Source organism: Desulforudis sp. DRI-14 (assembly GCF_052618305.1).
On sequence record NZ_JBQXEZ010000005.1, the window covers coordinates 40643 to 56586 of the forward strand.

Sequence of the window (15944 nt, forward strand, 5' to 3'; positions counted from 1 at the left end):
AAATGGCGGATTTAATGACCACAACCGTCATTATTATCAACTGGAACGGCGGGGAGTTCCTGGCTGAATGCCTGCGGCACCTTGAGCGACAGACTGTGCGACCTGATCGGGTGCTGGTAGTGGATAACGCCAGTTCTGATAACTCCGTCGCTAGCGCTGAGGCATTCACCAATGTTACCGTGCGCAGATTGAATGCCAATCTTGGTTTCGCTGGCGGAAATAACCGGGCTTTGGCTGAATGCGACACTGAGTTTGTGGCATTGCTCAACCCGGACGCTTTTCCCGATCCGGAGTGGTTGGAGCGTCTTCTTGCAGCCGCTGGTGCATACCCGGAGGTAGCTGCGTTTGGCTCCCGTCAGTTGTGTTTTGAAGATACCGGGATTTTGGATGGTATAGGTGATATTTACCATATGAGCGGACTGGTTTGGCGTAATCGACATGGGAAACGACAGCGAGCAGAAGACTTAGTCCCACGAGAGATATTTTCACCTTGTGCGGCTGCGGCCTTGTATCGGCGGCAGGCTTTGGTGGATATAGGCGGGTTCGACGAGGCCTTTTTTTGCTATGTAGAGGATGTTGATTTGGGCTTTCGCTTGCGTTTAGCAGGGCACAAAGCCATGTATGTGCCGGAAGCGGTGGTCCGCCATGTGGGCTCAGCAACCACGGGTGGGCAGGGAAGCGATTTTTCAGTCTATCACGGGCATCGCAATCTGGTTTGGACCTTTGTCAAAAATATGCCGGGGGTCTTGTTTTGGTTACTGCTGCCTCTTCATTTGCTTCTGAACCTGGTCACGATTGGTATGTACATAGCCCGTGGGCAAGGCGGTATGATCTTTCGTGCCAAGAAAGACGCAGTTAAAGGATTGCCGCAGGTGTGGTCGAAGCGCAAGCAGATTCAGGCTAGCCGAATCGCTACGGTACGAGATATCTGGCGAATCTTGGATAAACGACTAATTCCCAGTAAATATAATCGTTAAGTATGATGGAAAATGTAGATGGTTGTTAAGGATGAACGTACGGATAGGCCGCTGGTATCAGTTATTCTGCGGAGCCCGATTAAATGAGTTTTTATGGATTGAATGATATAGTAATAGAACAATAATATCTGGGGAGTCTGAGTGTGTGAGTTCTTTTAGATTATCTGCGCCTGAATCAGAGAGCATTAAAATCACCCGGACGTGGTCGTCGGAGCTAATAGACCAGTGATGCTTTATTCCAGTTATTGTATCGATGCGGTGGAAACCCAGGATCTGTCTCAGCCTCCGGATATTGACAAGCAGGCTCGCGCTGCCCTGAAGCGCCAGAAGCCACGTTGTGTGTGGTTTACCGGGCTTTCGGGCGCCGGCAAGACCACCATCGCCAACCTGCTGGAAAAACGCCTGCACGACGAGGGCAAGCACACTTATGTCCTTGATGGGGACAATGTGCGCTACGGCCTTAACCACGACCTGGGCTTCACCGAAGCCGACCGGGTGGAGAACATCCGCCGCGTGGCCGAAGTGGCCAGGTTGATGGTGGATGCAGGATTGATTGTGCTGGTGGCTTTGATCTCACCCTTCCGGGCTGAACGCCAATTTGCCCGGGGGTTGTTTGCCGAAGGTGAATTCGTCGAGGTGTTTGTCGATGCCCCTCTCGAAGAGTGCGAAAAGCGCGATCCGAAAGGCCTGTATGCCAGGGCGCGGCGGGGGGAGATCAAGAACTTTACCGGCATCGACAGCGTCTACGAGCCGCCCGAATCGCCCGAGATACACCTGCGCACGGCCGAAACCAGTCCGGAAGACTGCGTCGAAACTATTCTGCAGTATTTGAGGTGAGGCATGGACGTCACGCTGATGACCGCCGGTAGTGTAATTGTCTTAGCCAAGAAGAGATTGACTTTCCTGCGCGATTAGAGTACTGTGACCGTAAATTTCAGACAGAAGAGCGCTCCTTACGCCGGTCGACGCTTCCGGCGAAGCTTGATGAACAGAGGCGGTACTACAAATGGCTTTTGCGTTTACTTGCCTGGAAATCCCGGATGTAGTATTAGTTGAGCCGAAAGTCTTTAGTGACAGTCGCGGGTTTTTCGTTGAAACTTATACCTATAAGGATTTTGCCGGTTGTGGGATCACTAATCAGTTCGTGCAGGACAATCATTCTCTGTCGCAGGGGCCTGTGCTTCGGGGTTTGCACTACCAGAAGGAGCCCATGGCCCAGGCGAAGCTGGTGCGCTGTATACGTGGGGCTATCTTTGACGTGGCGGTGGACATCCGCCGGGGTTCTCTGACCTACGGGAAATGGGTGGGGGTGGAGCTTTCGGCGGAGAACAAGCGCCAGCTCTACATTCCGCGCGGCTTTGCCCACGGGTTCTGTGTACTGACGGACATTGCCGAGGTATTGTACAAGGTGGATAATTATTATTCGCCGGAGCATGACCGGGGGATTATCTATAACGACTCCGATATAGGCATTACCTGGCCGGTGACTGTACCAATACTCTCGCCGAAGGACGCCCGGCACCCGCGCCTTAAGGACGCGGACAACAACTTTGTGTATACGCCTGATGAGGAGGGGTAGCTTGAAGGCTCTGGTTCTGGCCGGCGGGAAGGGGACGCGGCTTAGGCCCCTGACCTATACCACGGCGAAGCAGCTCATCCCGGTGGCGAATAAGCCCATCCTGCACTTCGTCCTGGAGCAGATCGCGGCGGCGGGGATCGAGGACGTGGGGGTGATCATTTCGCCCGAGACCGGCGGCATGGTGCGGGATGCTCTCGGCGACGGGGCGCGGTTTGGCCTGCGGCTGACCTTCATCGTGCAGGACGAGCCCCTGGGCTTGGCGCACGCGGTCAAAACGGCCCGCCCCTTTCTGGAGGACGAGCCTTTCCTGATGTTCCTGGGCGACAACCTGGTGCAGGGCGGGGTGGCCCCGCTGGCGGCCGATTTCCGGCGGGATACTTCCACGTCGATTATTCAGTTGAAGACGGTTCCCGACCCCCGGGCCTTCGGGGTGGCGGTGCTGAACGGCGACGGCCGGGTAGCGCGGCTGGTGGAGAAACCAAGGGAATTCATTTCCGACCTGGCGCTGGTGGGCATTTACGCCTTTTCTCCCGCCATCCACGCGGCCATCGAGCGCATTAAGCCATCCTGGCGCGGGGAGCTGGAGATCACCGACGCCATCCAGGAGTTGATCAACATGGGCCACGCGGTAGCACCGCGCCTGCTGGAGGGCTGGTGGCTGGACACCGGGAAGAAGGACGATATCTTGGAGGCGAACCGGGTAGTGCTGGACGAGTTCACTCGCCGCCGGGTCGAGGGCACGGTGGACGAGGCCTCGCAGGTCGTGGGCCGGGTGGAGATCGAGGCCGGCGCCGTGGTGGAGAGGAGCGTCATCCGGGGGCCGGCGGTGGTGGGGGCCGGGGCCAGGATTGCCGACAGCTTCATCGGTCCCTACACGGCCATCGGCCGGGGAACAGCCGTAGAGAACTGCAGCGTGGAACACTCGGTGATCCTGGATAACTGCCGGCTGCGGGCGGTGCACCACATCGAGGACAGCCTCATCGGCTCAGGTGCGCGCCTGACGCGGGACGGCGGCCACCGGCGCTCACTGCGCTTCTTTATAGGCGACGAGTGCGAGATTACCTTGGGCTAGCGGAGGTTTGCGTCTATGCATGTGCTGGTGACGGGTGCTCACGGGATGCTCGGACGGGCGGTGGCTGCGGAGGCCGAGGCCCGCGGATGGGTCTTGGTTCCCCTGGGCCGTACCGACCTGGACATCACGGACTTGACGGCCGTGAGATCGACCCTACGGGAGCACCGGCCCGAGGTAGTAGTGAATTGTGCCGCCTATACCGATGTTGACGGGGCGGAGGAGCACCGGGAACGTGCCTTCCTGGTCAACGGCCTGGGTCCGCGGAATCTGGCCCTGGCCTGCCGGGAGATGAACGCGGAACTACTGCACGTTAGCACTGACTACATCTTTGACGGCCGGAAGGACGGGCCGTACGGGGTTTACGACGACCCGTGTCCGGTCAACGTTTACGGGGCCAGCAAACTGTGGGGGGAGCGGGCGGTAACTTCCCTGACGGCGCGCTTCTACATTGTGCGCGTGAGTTGGCTTTTTGCGCCCTGGGGCAAGAACTTCGTGGCCACCATGCTGCGCCTGGGGAGGGAGCGGGAACGCCTGCGCGTGGTCGATGACCAGTACGGCTGCCCGACCTATGCGCCGGATCTGGCACGGTTGCTTCTGGATCTTATTGCAACACGTTGCTACGGGGTTTACCACGCGACCAACCAGGGGGTGACGATCTGGTACGGCTTCGCCCGGGCCATAATGAAGCAGGCCGGGCTACCGGCGAGGGTTGAGCCCTGTACCTCGGCGGACTTTCCGCGTCCAGCGAGGCGGCCAGCCAACTCGGTCTTGGATCCCTTCCCCCTGCGGGAAACGGTGGGCTATCTGTTGCCGTACTGGGAGGACGCGCTCGAGCGCTGTCTAAAGGAGATGCGCAAGGAGGGACTGCTGTGAGGCTGCTAGTTACCGGGGGTGCCGGGTTTATCGGCTCCAACTTTATCCGCCACGTGTTGCACGAATATCCGGACTGGAAGATCACAAACCTGGACAAGCTGACCTACGCCGGGAACCCGGAGAACCTACGCGAGGTTGAAGACAACCCACGGTATACCTTTGTCCGCGGGGACATCGCGGACCGGGAAACCGTAGCCGGCCTTGTTGCCGGCGGCGGCTTCGACGCGGTAGTGAACTTCGCCGCCGAGTCCCACGTAGACCGGAGCATTCTAGACGCCGGGCCGTTCATCGAAACCAACATCCGGGGTACGCAGGTGCTGCTGGAGGCTGCGCGACAGTACGGGGTGCGCGTGTTCCTCCAGGTGTCTACCGACGAGGTGTACGGTTCCCTGGGGCCGGACGATCCGCCGTTCACCGAGGAGCACCCCCTGAAACCGAACAGCCCCTACTCGGCAAGCAAGGCATCAGCCGATCTCTTATGTAGGGCCTATTACGCAACCTATAATGTGCCGGTTATTATTACCAGGTGTTCAAACAACTACGGACCCTATCAATTCCCTGAGAAACTCATCCCACTAATGATTGTGAACGCCTTAAATGACAAGCCACTTCCGGTATATGGTGATGGCTTGAACATCAGAGACTGGATTTATGTTGAAGACCACTGCCGGGGAATTATTGCTGCTCTTCAAAAAGGCAAGCCCGGGGGAGTGTATAATTTTGGTGGTAACGCTGAGCGGACAAACCTTGAGGTTGTAAGAACACTTTTGACGATCCTCCATAAACGAGACAACTTGATTAAATTCGTAGCAGATCGCCCGGGGCATGATCGCCGGTATGCGATGGATATTAGTAAGGCTAAAAGAGAACTGGGGTGGCGTCCCGAGTGGAATTTTGAAGATGGGGTGGAAGCTACAGTACGGTGGTACGTTGAACATCCCGAATGGGTGGAGCGTATTTGTGATGGTGCACACCGACGTTTTGCTCAGGACCAACGTTAGGTGGCTACTATGCCTAAGTTATGGTCGATTATACTTAACTGGAACAACTATGACGATGCTGTTGAAAGTATAAGGTCCCTTCTTGGTTCCACCTTGGCAACCGAGATAGTTCTTGTGGACAACGGTTCAACTGATGGTTCATACGAACGTCTACAAGAACACTTCGCGGGCTACCATATCTATTTTATTAGGAATAAGGCAAATTATGGGTTTGCACGAGGCGTTAACATCGGTATCAAATTTGCGCTCTCTAAAGGGGCTGAATATATCTTTCTCTTAAATAATGACGCAGTGGTAAGTGTGACCTGCCTAGAGCGTCTGTATGTAGCGTTACAGGAAAATGATCGTGCAGGTATGGCGGGGCCAAGAATCTACTATTATTCGTGTCCTAATAAAGTATGGCAAGGAGGCGGCTACTTCAACAAAGTCAAGAGTGGAGTTGTAGTTCCGGATAAGAACAAGTTGGACGACGACTTGAAGGTTTGCAGTACTGAAGTAACGTTTTTGACTGGATGTGCAATGCTTATTAAACAAGAAGTCTTCCAAAGAGTTGGGTTTTTCGACGAGGACTACTACTTTTACTATGAGGATGTTGATTTCTGCCTCCGAACAATCAGGATGGGGTTTAAGCTTCTCTATGTTCCCACAGCCAAGGCGTGGCATAAGATTGAGGACATTGCACGTGATAGATCATCACCTTTTGTGATGTACCACCTTAGTTGTGGTCACTTTCTAATGCTTAGAAAAAACTTTTCAACCCCGTATGTTCTATACGGTTTGGCGGTTTACGTCTGTTTCTATCTTCCTTATCGAATACTACAAATAATTATAGGAACCCGTTCTTGTCAATCCCTAGCAGCATGCATAAGAGGTACGCTTAAAGGCTTAGTTAGGAGACTATGATCAGAGGTCTTAATTATGCTGCGGTTGATGGGTTAGACAGCTACCTCGGTGATTATTTAAAGAGTGGAACCCTTTCGCTTGCGATACGGTGAGTATCGATATTGTTTGCGGTATGGTTATCTACTTTTTGTCCGGCTTACTCCTCCGTCTTGATGAGCTTTTGAACATCCTTAACCTTTCCCGTCAAGTTGTCTACACCGCTACTCAGCCACCGCAGTAAGTAGTAAGATACAGTTGCGTTGAAGTGGGAAAGGTAAGGGCAGAAAAAACCCCTTAGGAATTAGGGATCATTTGTGGTAAGTGTAATCATACCCGTGTTTAATGAAGAAAAGCATATTACAGGCGTTCTTAAGGGTCTGTTCAGGCAGGACTGGATCCAGGAGTACGAGATAGTTCTCGTTGATGGTCAGTCTGAAGATGGCACGCTCCCCATAATTGCAGACACTTCTAGAGACGCTCCTGCGCACTGCAAAATCCGGGTTCTATCCAACCCTAAGCGGCATATTCCCATCTCTCTTAACCTTGCTTGCCGTGAGGCGAGAGGGGAAATCATAATCCGTTTGGATGGACATACCTATCCGCCGTCTGACTACGTTTCACGATCAGTGCGAGCTTTGGAAGCCGTTAAGTACAAGGGTATAGTAGGGGGTAGGTGGGATATCGTACCAGCCGGCTCCAGTGCATGTGCAAAAGCAATTGCAGCGGCTGTAAGCCATCCGGCCGGAATTGGCAACCCAGCTTACAGGACTCACAGAGGAAGCGAACAGGGGTTAATTACAGTTGATACAGTTCCTTTCGGGGCATATCCCAGACACTTATGGGAAGAACTTGGCGGTTATGACGAGGCAATGCTTGCAAACGAGGATTATGACTTCATCTGGCGTGCACGGCAAAAGGGGTATTCAGCATATTTAGATCCAAATCTTGTTTTGCAATATGTGGCCAGAGGTAATCTTAAACTGTTGTGGAAGCAGTATTTTCGCTATGGTTACTGGGTATCACATTTTCTTGTTAAACATAGAGTAGTACCCACACCGCGTAAGTTAGCTCCGCTTAGCTTGCTGGCTTCTGTTGTGGTCTCAATGCTTATTTCTCCCTGGCTAGGATTTACCTTAATTGGAACCTACCTTTGTGCTTTAGCGGTTGTTGCCGGATTCGAGGCACTAAAAGGAACCATCCCTGTTCGCGCGATTCCTAGCTTTGCCGGCAGTTTGGCTACGCTGCATTGGGCATACGGGTTAGGTAACTTGGTAGGACTTCCCGCTGCTTTAGGACGATTATGTAGGCGATCATGTTAAGGGAAGATTGGTGCCGGGCAGTGCGGCTGAGCAAGGTTGCGTCATATAGCGGGTGCGACTCCCGCCGGAGACTTTGGCGCTTCGTTTTCGAACTGCAAAAAAAGGCCCTGGAGTGGCGGGGGGACTGAAGCTTTGGGGTGAGGTTTCGATTCAGATTTCGACAAGACTGATCGCGGCCGGAAAACTCCGCGGGAGGTCTTGAAATAAAGACGAAACGACCGTGCAGAATACGGCCATCGTCCCGCTGGGCGTGGAGATAAGCTGATGCGCTTTATAGTTGACGAATGTACCGGTCCTGCGGTAGCTCGATGGCTGAGGGATCAAGGCAGCCCTTAGCTCGAATGGCTCCGTTATCGGTTGCGTGCCAGGGATGGTCAGGAATTCATGTAGTTCCTTAATGGCGACGGGCTTTACATCGATTGCCGGTTCTTCACGCCGGGCATCCTCAACGGAGAGAATAGCTTCGCGAAGCTTCGAGATGGCTTGGGATTGCGATTCGCCTTGGGCTACAATCCCGTTTCCCAGGCACAGTGCCACCCAGTAATCCGGCGTTTCCCCTGAGGACAATAGTGTACAAGTCCATTCTAATCAGACCCTCCGGATTGTCTTTGGTTCTATCATACTTCTGGCATAGTCCTGGTGCAACTTCAGCACGCCTTGTAAGGCAAACCGTCGTGCGGGTTTACGAAAAACAGGCAGCCTGGCGGTGCGCTGCAGGGACCTGGACGGCCTTGGAGTGGTACCGGCGGCAATCGGACGAGTACGGGGGCCAAGGGCATAGCGGGCGGACACGGAGGTCCGCCCCGACCTTATGGAGGAGCGGAAGGTTTGAACGGTAGGCAGGTGGCAGGGGCGGCGGTGGTCACCGTCATCCTGATCGTCAGCAAGATACTGGGTTTCGGACGGGAGGGGGCGCTGGACGGCGGGGCGTGGGCGTCGTTGTTCGCGGGGCGGATCGCCGGCGTGCTCGGCGGCGGGCGCTGGGGGACTTCGCGGCGGCGGGCGTGAAGCTCATCGGGCTGATCACCTTCGGCGGGGCGGTGTACGCGGCGCTGTGCCGGGCGCTGCGGGTGCGGCACCTAGAGTTTTTCGTGCGTTTGGCGCATAGGAAAGCGGGTTAGATATGGATATGGTAGCCCTAAGGGGTTTCAACCCGTGCTTGAGAAAAGACGAAAAGAATGATGATATGCCTTACTTGCTATTACATAGAAGAAAATGGCGGTCAGTAGTAGCCATATTTTTCTTTTTCTAAGAAGGTTTTTCCTAATCTCAAGCGAATTACATCTATTGTAATTATATTAGGGAGGTTAGGGTTTTAACGTGGAAGGATTTCGGTCCCGTGACGTGATTCGATTGGTAGGCATTACTTACCGACAATTAGATTATTGGGACAGAAGCGGATTTATTAAGCCAACTCTAGTTGAGGCCAACGGCCAAGGCACAGAACGACTGTACAGCTTTCGAGATTTAGTGTGCTTAAAAGCCGCAAAGCGTTTGAAAGAAAGCGGTGTAAGCCTCCAGAAGATTAGAAAAAGCCTTGCTTATCTACACAAGTATCTGCCGGATGGAACCCTACCTTTAGCCGAGATGGTTTTCCTAACTGATGGACAAACCCTTTTCGTTCTGACCACAGACCCTATTATTATGGTAGATACTCTCCGTCGGGGTCAGTTAGTATGGAACGTTAACATAGGTCAGTTATTTAATGAAGTTTACAAACAGATGAGTCACCGGCAGAAGCCTGAAGGTCAGACTGTAGAGGGGTTGTCCTGTGGGTGATGTTTATGTTAGAGATCCGATTCACGGGATGATTAAGCTTAACAGTAGAGAAGCAGCTTTGATAAAGCATGAGGCATTTCAACGCTTAAATAGAATTCGTCAGTTGGCAATGACGTACAAGGTCTATCCCGGTGCCACTCATACACGTTTTGAACACAGCCTCGGCGTAATGCATATTGTTGGTCAAATGATGGAGCGCCTGCGTCAGCGTGACCTTATACGTAAGCACTTTAACCCAGATGAATACGATCGTCTTACCCAACTTGTAAGATTAGCAGCTTTACTGCATGATGTGGGGCATGCGCCTTTTTCGCATGGCGGTGAGGAGTGCTTTGCTTCCAATCTTAAGCATGAACACTACTCGGTCGCTGTTATTCGCGAGTGTTTTGGCCCCATTATCAATGAGTATTTCCCTGAGATCGAGATTGAAGAAATCATTGCGCTTCTAGAAGGTTTACCTTTAGGGACAGATAAGGTTTTTCTAGGGAAGCTTATCAGCGGGGAAATGGACGCAGATAAACTTGATTATCTTCTAAGGGATTCGTACTATTGCGGCGTACACTATGGAAAGTATGACCTGCACCGTATTTTGGATACTATTACCGTTATTCCAGCGCGAGAAAACAGTAGCGGAGAGCTAAACGAGGAAGACCAAGAGATCGGTGTCTGGCTTCTGGGTGTAGATTCTGATGGGATTCAGGTGGTTGAGGAGTTGATCTTTGCCCGGTACTGGATGTTCATTCAGGTGTATTTCCATAAAACTAGGCGTATCTATGATTATTACCTTTCGTGTTTCTTGAAGGATTGGTTGTCAGATATAGGGTGCAGCGCAGTCTTTCCACTTCCGGACGATTTGGAAAACTACCTGGCGTTTGACGATAGTACTGTTCTTGAGGCAATTAAGTCTAAACGTAAGGATAACGAATGGGCGCGTAGGATTTACGAACGCGACCACTTATCAGAAGCGTTTGTAACGTCGCCTCATCATGCCGGGCTGGAAAGCTACTACGTAATTTCTGAATTAAAGAATATGTTTGAAGAGACCTTTGGCCCAGATTGCTTTGTGGACGACCGTGCAAGAAAGCTCCCAACAAATCCCTTATTTAATCTTAAGAAGTTTGAAGATGATGAAGAAGATAGTAAAAAACACCGTTTCGGCAGCATTACCGTACAGGATAAACATTATCCAGAAAAATATCAGTCAATCTTTGAATTATCACTGCCGCTAAAACTATTATCTCAGAAGTATATCAACATCGTCCGTTTCTATGTGCCGAGAGAACGGAAGAAGGAAGCTTCTGAGTGGTGTCATCAGCATTACGAACAAATAAAGTCTAAAGTTAAGAAAATTGAAGAAGGGTGGAGTTAATGTGGATTTAGCTTTACCGCTGGCTTTTGTTGCTTCCCACCAGCCGATACGTGGAAAGAAAGCTTTTCAAAAATTAGCTTATTTCAGTTATCAGCTAGGATTACCAGTTAAGTGCTCATTTAGTATGTACCTTTATGGCCCTTATAGTGATGAGGTAGCCATAACACATTCGGACATGATTGCCACAGGTCTGCTTTTTGAGAAAGACGGCTATATGTTGGTCAAGGGAACATTTCTGGATAAGTACCTTGAAAAACATTCTGAAGAGATTAGGCGTTACCGTGCACAGTTGGAGACTTTAGAAACACGCTTTGGCGGTATGTCCCCCCGTATGCTGGAGCTATACGCCACCACCCATTTCCTAGCTTCCTCTGCCCTACGTGTTGGCAAAACGGTTGGAAAGGAAGAGGTGATAAGAGAGGTCCGTAGGGCTAAGGGCAGCAAATTCGCTCCAGAAGAAATTGGCAGAGCTTTTGACAATTTGATGGCGTGGGATTTATTCAAGAAAGAGTTTAAGAAAGGTAATTCACTAATCAGTTAGTGGGAAGGAAGAGTTGGTGATAGAAGAGACGCGGTGTCGGGCACTTATCAACTTGTTGGAGAGCACTTAAGATCTCCCGCGACAGGCTTATAAATGGTGTCTTAAGGGCAAAGTCATTTCCACCCATGCCTTTCAATCGTCCGAGGAATTGCTTTGTGTCCTGAACGATTCTGGGCGATGGTGAGCTTCAAAAGAAAAAAACGGCAGTTGCTTGCCGGATTGAGGTTAAACGGAGGCATGGTTAATGGCCAAGACAGTCTGGCACACAACGGAAGTTGGGCAAGTCTTAAAGGAACTGGAGACCGACCTTGAAGGAGGGTTGACTCTCGAAGAAGCCAAGAGCCGCCTGGAAAGGCATGGTCCAAATGAGTTGCGGGAGAGAAAGAAGAAGACGCCTTTCATAATGTTCCTTGACCAGTTCAAGGACTTTATGATCATTATCCTCATCGCCGCTGCCGTTATCTCGGGGGTTATCGGCGAACCCGCAGACACCATCGCCATAATTGTGATTGTGATCCTCAATGCCGTTATCGGCTTCGTTCAGGAATACAGAGCGGAAAAGGCGATGGCCGCACTGAAAAAAATGGCCGCGCCAACCGCAACGGTCATAAGGGGCGGGGTACCGATAAGCATTCCCGCAGCGCAACTAGTCCCCGGCGATCTCGTAATCTTCGAAGCAGGAAAGATCGTACCCGCGGATATGCGGCTTATAGAGGCTGCTCAACTTAGGGTGGAAGAGGCAGCCCTTACGGGAGAATCGGTACCTGTGGAAAAGCACACTGAGAGATTGCCCCACAAAACGCTTCCCGTGGGAGACAGAAAGAATATGGTCTACAAAGGTACCATCATCTCCTACGGAAGGGGTGCAGGGGTCGTGGTCGCTACCGGTCAAGAGACCGAACTCGGTAGGATTGCCACCATGCTCCAGGAGGAGGAAGAGGTAAAAACACCCCTTCAAAAAAGGCTTGCTAAGTTCGGCCAAAAACTCGCCCTTGCCGTCCTTGTCATCTGCGCCACCGTTTTCGGTCTCGGTCTTCTTAGAGGAGAGCCGCCCATCCTTATGTTTCTTACCGCAGTTTCCCTCGCCGTCGCGGCAATACCAGAAGCGCTTCCCGCCGTGGTGACGATTTCGCTCGCCCTCGGTGCCAAGAAAATGGTCAGGCAAGCCGCCCTGATAAGGAAACTGCCTGCAGTGGAAACCTTGGGCTCCGTCACCTATATCTGCTCCGATAAGACGGGGACACTCACCCAGAATAAAATGACCGTCGAAGAGGTTTTTGTAAACGGAGAATCAATCCGGAGTTTGGAGCTGAGGGCAAAGAGCTTAAAAGAGTACACCCCGCCCGCCGGCGACTCGCCACACGCAATCTTTTTCAGAGCTGCGGCTTTGAATAACGACGTCGAGCCCGACGCCGAAGGGAAGGTCATCGGCGACCCCACGGAAATCGCCCTGTACAATATCGCTAAGGACAATGGTTTTGATAAAAGTGAACTCGAAAAGGAACTGCCGCGGGTCGCCGAAATCCCTTTTGACTCCGAGAGAAAGTGTATGACTACCTTTCACCAGCTCCCCCTTTCCGAAGGCGGGGGATTCGTTTCCTTTACCAAGGGAGCGCTGGACGTCCTGATCGAGAAGTCGGACAATGTCTTGACTTCCGAAGGTTTAAGGCCTGTAGACGTGAAGAAATTCTTACGCGTAAACGATAAGATGGCGGGTAACGGATTGCGAATATTAGCAATAGCCACGAAAAGGTGGGATAAGCTCCCGGAAGTTATCTCTTCCGAAAATGCGGAAACGGGGCTTACCTTTGTGGGTCTGGTGGGTATTGTGGATCCCCCGCGACCAGAGGCAGAGGAGGCGGTCTCTTTATGCAAGACCGCAGGTATCATCCCGGTGATGATCACGGGAGACCATCCTATCACCGCAAAAGCGATCGCTAAAAGGCTCGGCATTCTGGAAGATGATGCCAAAGCGATAATTACCGGAAGGGAACTTGAAAAATTACCCTTAGAGGAGTTCGAGAAAAAGGTTGAGGATATAAGAGTCTACGCAAGGGTTGCCCCGGAGCAGAAACTGAAGATCGTGAAAGCGCTTCAGGACAAGGGCCAGTTCGTCGCCATGACCGGCGACGGGGTCAACGACGCGCCGGCACTCAAAAGAGCCGATATTGGGGTTGCTATGGGCATTGCCGGAACGGACGTAGCGAAAGAGGCGGCCCATATGATCCTCCTTGACGATAATTTCTCCACCATTATTAAGGCCGTCAAAGCGGGAAGGAGAATCTTTGACAATATCCGCAAGTTCATCAAATATACGATGACCAGCAACTCCGGGGAGATATGGACAATCGTCCTTGCGCCATTTTTCGGCCTTCCTATTCCGCTTCTGCCGATTCATATTCTTTGGATTAACCTTGTCACCGACGGTCTGCCCGGACTGGCCCTCGCCGCAGAACCGGCGGAAAAGGAAATTATGAAGCGCCCCCCCCGGCACCCCCAGGAAAGCATATTTGCTCACGGTCTCGGTGCCCACATAATCTGGGTAGGGCTCCTGATGGGTTTTGTATCTTTATTCACCCAGGCGTGGTCCATCAAAACGGGATACGCCTGCTGGCAGACTATGGTTTTCACGGTTTTGTGCCTCAGCCAGTTGGGTCACGTACTCGCCATCAGATCCGAAAAGGAATCCCTCTTTACCCAGGGGCTACTCTCAAACAAGCCCTTGTTAGGAGCAATTCTGCTCACTTTTCTCCTGCAGATGGCGACCATATACGTGCCGTTTCTGAATCCGATCTTTAAGACGACACCCTTAACGCCGGGCGAATTGGCTGTTGCCCTTGCCTTCTCGTGCGTAGTTTTCTTTGCGGTGGAGGCGGAGAAGCTATTTAAGAGAAAAAGGCATGAGCTTCTAAGATCGGATTAAGCGCCAATCCGCCCCTGATCCCGCGCTTGAAGAAGGGCTAACCGGAAGTTTGCAGGAAAAGTTTAAAACTGCAGTGAAGATAAATTAAAAAAAGACTGGTGGGAGGTCGTAAGCAAATGGGAAGCGTAAAAGACCTGGTGGTCCTGAAAGAACCCGCAGCTACCGAGACGGGAACGGGACGTTTCATCTTCTCCGACCGTTACTCCATATTCGACTGGGGAGAAATGCCCGACCATATAATGGAAAAAGGGAAGGCGATCTGCCTTGTATCTGCCTACTTCTTCGAAAGACTCGGCGAATTAGGAATAAAGACCCATTACCTGGGGGTGGTGGAGGACGGCGTAGTAAAAAGACTGAGCGATTTGCAAAAACCATCGGATACAATGGAGGTCAAACTGCTCAGGGTGATAAAACCCAAGATACATGGAAACTTCTATGATTATTCTGCATACCAAAGGGAGCGAGGCAACTTTCTTATTCCCTTGGAGATCATCTACCGGAACTCTTTGCCGGAGGGCTCCTCGGTTTTTAAAAGATTAAAAGAGGGCAGTTTGCAGTTGGCCGATCTCGGTTTGCAGCAGGCGCCCAAACCGGGACAGGTCCTGCAAAAACCGATCCTTGACGTATCGACAAAGCTCGAGGCGACCGACAGGTATATAAACTGGCAAGAAGCAAGAGCCATCTCAGGCCTGGACGAAAGCGAAATAGAGGAGATCAAGCGGGTCACACTTACAGTGAATGACCTCATCACAGAAGAAGCAAAAAGATTAGGACTCTTGAACGAAGACGGAAAAGTGGAATTAGGCTTCGACGGAAATAGAGCCCTCATCCTGGTGGACGCGCTCGGCACCCTGGACGAGTGCCGCTTCACCTTCGAGGGGCTTCCGGTGAGCAAAGAGATAGCAAGGATCTTCTACCGGCGAACGGAATGGTGCCGCGAGGTCGAAGAGGCGAAAAAGAAAGATAAAATTTTCTGGAAAGCTTTAGTTAAAACCTCTCCCGTCCAGTTACCCGACAGATTAGCAAACGCCATCGCAATGGTTTACAAGGCTTATGCCAACGAGATCACCAAAAGAAGGTGGTTTAATACCCCGTCTTTGAAAGAAGTATTGGAGGATATCAAGGAGTTGACAACTGTTTAAAAGACGTTACGTTACCAGGTTCCAGACGTTACGTTACCAGGTTCCAGGCGTTATGGAAGAAGCCTCCTGCCAGCATGCCGGCAGGAGGTTTTGCTTGTGGGCAGGAAGCCAGAAGCTGTTTGCGTATAAGATTTCGGGATCGATACGGGCATAGTCGTGGAAGATAACGTTACGAAATTTCGCCATTTTTTGAAAGGTGTCCAGTTTCTCGCGCAGTAGATAACCGGATTCCCGTAAGAAGGCCATGATAAGCAGCCCGCCGCTCCAGCAATTTTTTCACCTTGTCAATGATGTTTTGAGTTTGTTTGGGATGGTTATGATGGGGGCCCATCCTTCATTCTCCTTAAGCCTGCTACCTGAGATGTAAGATGTTTACAGTATTATAAGACTTGCAAGGCGAGAAGGGAAGAGAAAGACGGCCTTGAACATAGCGCAGCGTTTAGGATACACTAATCGTATCGATAGATAAACCGTAAAGCGAGGCGCA

16 protein-coding genes are annotated in these 15944 nt (G+C 51.7%); 14 read left to right on the forward strand and 2 right to left on the reverse strand.

From position 1 onward, the window contains the following. Positions 1 to 2 precede the first annotated feature (2 nt). The 8 genes from ACUM6F_RS05035 (at position 3) to ACUM6F_RS05070 (ending at position 7703) form a co-directional block, all read left to right on the forward strand. Positions 3 to 977 carry a glycosyltransferase family 2 protein gene (locus tag ACUM6F_RS05035; RefSeq protein WP_445348568.1) on the forward strand — a complete coding sequence of 325 codons (975 nt, stop codon included), beginning with the start codon at positions 3 to 5 and terminating at the stop codon, positions 975 to 977. Positions 978 to 1205: 228 nt separating this feature from the next. Next, positions 1206 to 1814 carry an adenylyl-sulfate kinase gene (gene cysC, locus ACUM6F_RS05040; RefSeq protein WP_445348634.1) on the forward strand — a complete coding sequence of 203 codons (609 nt, stop codon included), beginning with the start codon at positions 1206 to 1208 and terminating at the stop codon, positions 1812 to 1814. 169 nt (positions 1815 to 1983) lie between these two features. After that, positions 1984 to 2556, forward strand: coding sequence for a dTDP-4-dehydrorhamnose 3,5-epimerase (gene rfbC / locus ACUM6F_RS05045; protein WP_445348569.1), 573 nt, complete (start codon positions 1984 to 1986; stop codon positions 2554 to 2556). 1 nt (position 2557) lies between these two features. Continuing rightward, the gene (locus ACUM6F_RS05050) at positions 2558 to 3628 is read left to right on the forward strand and encodes a glucose-1-phosphate thymidylyltransferase (protein ID WP_445348570.1); all 1071 of its coding nucleotides are present in this window, start codon (positions 2558 to 2560) and stop codon (positions 3626 to 3628) included. 15 nt (positions 3629 to 3643) lie between these two features. After that, entirely contained in the window at positions 3644 to 4501 is an 858-nt protein-coding gene (rfbD, locus tag ACUM6F_RS05055; RefSeq protein ID WP_445348571.1) for a dTDP-4-dehydrorhamnose reductase, read from the forward strand. After that, the gene (gene rfbB, locus ACUM6F_RS05060) at positions 4498 to 5502 is read left to right on the forward strand and encodes a dTDP-glucose 4,6-dehydratase (RefSeq protein WP_445348572.1); all 1005 of its coding nucleotides are present in this window, start codon (positions 4498 to 4500) and stop codon (positions 5500 to 5502) included. Before rfbD ends, rfbB begins: the two co-directional genes overlap by 4 nt. Positions 5503 to 5511: 9 nt before the next feature. Continuing rightward, entirely contained in the window at positions 5512 to 6405 is an 894-nt protein-coding gene (locus tag ACUM6F_RS05065; protein WP_445348573.1) for a glycosyltransferase family 2 protein, read from the forward strand. 293 nt (positions 6406 to 6698) lie between these two features. Beyond that, on the forward strand, positions 6699 to 7703 hold the full coding sequence (locus ACUM6F_RS05070; protein ID WP_445348574.1) for a glycosyltransferase family 2 protein: 1005 nt from the start codon (positions 6699 to 6701) through the stop codon (positions 7701 to 7703). A 150-nt stretch (positions 7704 to 7853) separates the two neighbouring features. Here ACUM6F_RS05070 and ACUM6F_RS05075 read toward each other — a convergent pair whose 3' ends face one another. Next, complete coding sequence (locus tag ACUM6F_RS05075; RefSeq protein WP_445348575.1) at positions 7854 to 8270, reverse strand: hypothetical protein; 417 nt, start codon at positions 8268 to 8270, stop codon at positions 7854 to 7856. Positions 8271 to 8531: 261 nt separating this feature from the next. Here ACUM6F_RS05075 and ACUM6F_RS05080 point away from each other — a divergent pair, with 261 nt between their 5' ends. From ACUM6F_RS05080 to purC, 6 genes are all read left to right on the forward strand, one after another. After that, the gene (locus tag ACUM6F_RS05080) at positions 8532 to 8711 is read left to right on the forward strand and encodes a hypothetical protein (RefSeq protein ID WP_445348576.1); all 180 of its coding nucleotides are present in this window, start codon (positions 8532 to 8534) and stop codon (positions 8709 to 8711) included. A 336-nt stretch (positions 8712 to 9047) separates the two neighbouring features. Beyond that, on the forward strand, positions 9048 to 9482 hold the full coding sequence (locus ACUM6F_RS05085; protein WP_445348635.1) for a MerR family transcriptional regulator: 435 nt from the start codon (positions 9048 to 9050) through the stop codon (positions 9480 to 9482). Continuing rightward, positions 9475 to 10851 (forward strand): HD domain-containing protein, encoded by a 1377-nt coding sequence (locus ACUM6F_RS05090; protein ID WP_445348577.1) that lies wholly within the window; start codon positions 9475 to 9477, stop codon positions 10849 to 10851. Before ACUM6F_RS05085 ends, ACUM6F_RS05090 begins: the two co-directional genes overlap by 8 nt. Before the next feature lies 1 nt (position 10852). After that, positions 10853 to 11392, forward strand: a complete 540-nt coding sequence (locus ACUM6F_RS05095) for a hypothetical protein (RefSeq protein WP_425621249.1) — start codon at positions 10853 to 10855, stop codon at positions 11390 to 11392. A 244-nt stretch (positions 11393 to 11636) separates the two neighbouring features. Beyond that, positions 11637 to 14315 (forward strand): cation-translocating P-type ATPase, encoded by a 2679-nt coding sequence (locus ACUM6F_RS05100; RefSeq protein WP_445348578.1) that lies wholly within the window; start codon positions 11637 to 11639, stop codon positions 14313 to 14315. Positions 14316 to 14431: 116 nt separating this feature from the next. Beyond that, positions 14432 to 15457: a phosphoribosylaminoimidazolesuccinocarboxamide synthase gene (gene purC, locus ACUM6F_RS05105; RefSeq protein ID WP_445348579.1), complete on the forward strand. Its 1026-nt coding sequence runs from the start codon at positions 14432 to 14434 to the stop codon at positions 15455 to 15457. A gap of 33 nt (positions 15458 to 15490) precedes the next feature. Here purC and ACUM6F_RS05110 read toward each other — a convergent pair whose 3' ends face one another. Continuing rightward, positions 15491 to 15703, reverse strand: coding sequence for a HepT-like ribonuclease domain-containing protein (locus ACUM6F_RS05110; RefSeq protein WP_445348580.1), 213 nt, complete (start codon positions 15701 to 15703; stop codon positions 15491 to 15493). Positions 15704 to 15944 lie beyond the last annotated feature (241 nt).

Excerpts from the sequence above, each read along its gene's own strand:
- ACUM6F_RS05100 (WP_445348578.1), top strand. The coding sequence starts at position 11,637 with ATGGCCAAGACAGTCTGGCACACAACGGAAGTTGGGCAAGTCTTAAAG.
- rfbC (WP_445348569.1), top strand. The coding sequence starts at position 1,984 with ATGGCTTTTGCGTTTACTTGCCTGGAAATCCCGGATGTAGTATTAGTT.
- ACUM6F_RS05035 (WP_445348568.1), top strand. The coding sequence starts at position 3 with ATGGCGGATTTAATGACCACAACCGTCATTATTATCAACTGGAACGGC.
- cysC (WP_445348634.1), top strand. The coding sequence starts at position 1,206 with ATGCTTTATTCCAGTTATTGTATCGATGCGGTGGAAACCCAGGATCTG.
- ACUM6F_RS05065 (WP_445348573.1), top strand. The coding sequence starts at position 5,512 with ATGCCTAAGTTATGGTCGATTATACTTAACTGGAACAACTATGACGAT.
- rfbD (WP_445348571.1), top strand. The coding sequence starts at position 3,644 with ATGCATGTGCTGGTGACGGGTGCTCACGGGATGCTCGGACGGGCGGTG.
- purC (WP_445348579.1), top strand. The coding sequence starts at position 14,432 with ATGGGAAGCGTAAAAGACCTGGTGGTCCTGAAAGAACCCGCAGCTACC.
- ACUM6F_RS05110 (WP_445348580.1), bottom strand. The coding sequence starts at position 15,703 with ATGGCCTTCTTACGGGAATCCGGTTATCTACTGCGCGAGAAACTGGAC.